At 67.1% G+C, this 1,799-nt stretch carries 1 protein-coding gene; it reads left to right on the top strand.

What is annotated here, in order from left to right:
• Positions 1–37 precede the first annotated feature (37 nt).
• A complete protein-coding gene (locus ACWEBX_RS39995; RefSeq protein ID WP_451889616.1) occupies positions 38–1,729 on the top strand; it encodes an ISAzo13 family transposase in 1,692 nt (563 codons plus the stop codon).
• Positions 1,730–1,799: the final 70 nt, after the last annotated feature.

Below are 1,799 nucleotides of genomic sequence, written 5' to 3'. Positions count from 1 at the left end.
ACACGTTGCTTCGCGGTCTCCTTGTCGTTGGTGTGGTATGCGCATACCGAGCGAGGTTCGTGACCAACTTGCCCTGAGGATGGGGTTGTTGTTCCCTCATCTCAATGAGCGGCAGCAGCGGCTGGCACTGGCTGCCGAGGCCCGGCTGCTGGGGCATGGCGGGGTCCGGGCCGTCGCGCGTGCCGCAGGGGTGAGCGAGACGACGGTGCGGAGGGGCGTCTTCGAGCTGGAGGGCGGTGAGGACCCGCTGCCCGATGGCCGGGTTCGCCGGGACGGCGGCGGTCGCAAGAGTGCCGAGGAGCTTGACCCGCTGCTCGTTCCGGCTCTGTTGGCGCTGGTCGAGCCGGATGAGCGGGGCGATCCGATGTCGCCGCTGCGCTGGACGACCAAGTCGTTGCGGTCGCTGGCCGGGGAACTGGCCCGGCAGGGCCATGCCGCTTCGGCGCCGACCGTGGGCAGGCTGTTGCGGGAGAACGGTTTCAGTCTGCAAGCCAACGCCAAGACCCTCGAGGGTACTCAGCACCCCGACCGGGACGCGCAGTTTCGGTACATCAACGACCAGGCCAAGGACCATCAGGCGGAGGGGCAACCGGTGGTCAGCGTGGACACGAAGAAGAAGGAAGTCGTCGGGGAGTTCAAAAATGCCGGACGTGAATGGCGGCCGGCCGGTGATCCGGTACGGGTTGACGTCCATGACTTCCCCGGCGATGCCCTGGGCAAGGCCCTGCCTTATGGCATCTACGACCTGGCGGCTGACACCGGCTGGGTGAACGTCGGCACGGATCACGACACCGCGGCCTTCGCGGTCGAGTCGATCCGCCGCTGGTGGAACGGGCAAGGACGCCTCGACTACCCCCACGCCAGACGTCTACTGATCACGGCCGATGCCGGTGGCTCCAACGGCTACCGCACCCGCGCCTGGAAGACCGAACTCGCAGCCTTCGCCGCCGAGACCGGCCTAGCCGTCACCGTCTGTCACATGCCTCCGGGCACATCGAAATGGAACCGGATCGAGCACCGGCTGTTCTCCGCGATCACGATGAACTGGCGCGGCCGCCCGCTGACCAGCCACGACGTCATCGTGAAAAGCATCGCCGCGACCACCACCCGCACCGGTCTGACCGTCCACGCCGAACTGGACCCCGGCAGCTACCCCACCGGTGTGAAGGTCAGTGACGCCGAGCTGAACGCAGTGCCGGTCACCGGACATGCCTTCCACGGCGAATGGAACTACACAGTGCACCCCCGCCCCGCCATCCTGGCCGCTTCCACCGGACCAACGCCCGAGCCGGCGGCGGTCTTCGACCGTGGTGCTCTGTCACACCCCGCACTGACCGGCATGCCCCGCACCGCACTGACCGAGCTGGCCGCGACGCTGACCGCCGACTGGCAGACACTGCAGAAACAGGACGCCACCACACGACGCGACGGCGGTGAACGACGCCGGGCCCCGGGCGGCGGCCGCAAAGCCAAACTCGACCTGGCCGACCGGGTCCTGGTCACCGTGCTGCAGCAAAACCTCGCCCTGCCACCCACTGTGCTGGCCGACCTCTTCTCCGTCAGCAAGGACACCATCCGCCACACCACCAGCGAGATCCAGCAACTGATGGACCAGCACGCACACACACCCCGGCCCCCAGCAGCACACCTCAACACCCTGGCAGGACTCCTCATCCACGCCACCGCACACGGCGCGACCCTCACAACGAAGGCCAAACCAACGTGTTGATTCTTTACGGGCCCTAAGGGCTCGCAGAGAATCAAGGTGTTGCTTCCCGCGGTTCCGCTCGTTGGTGTGG

It is taken from the genome of Streptomyces sp. NPDC005070 (assembly GCF_053600395.1).
Note: the sequence above shows the minus strand (reverse complement) of the source record. Positions and strands in the feature narration are given on the sequence as shown.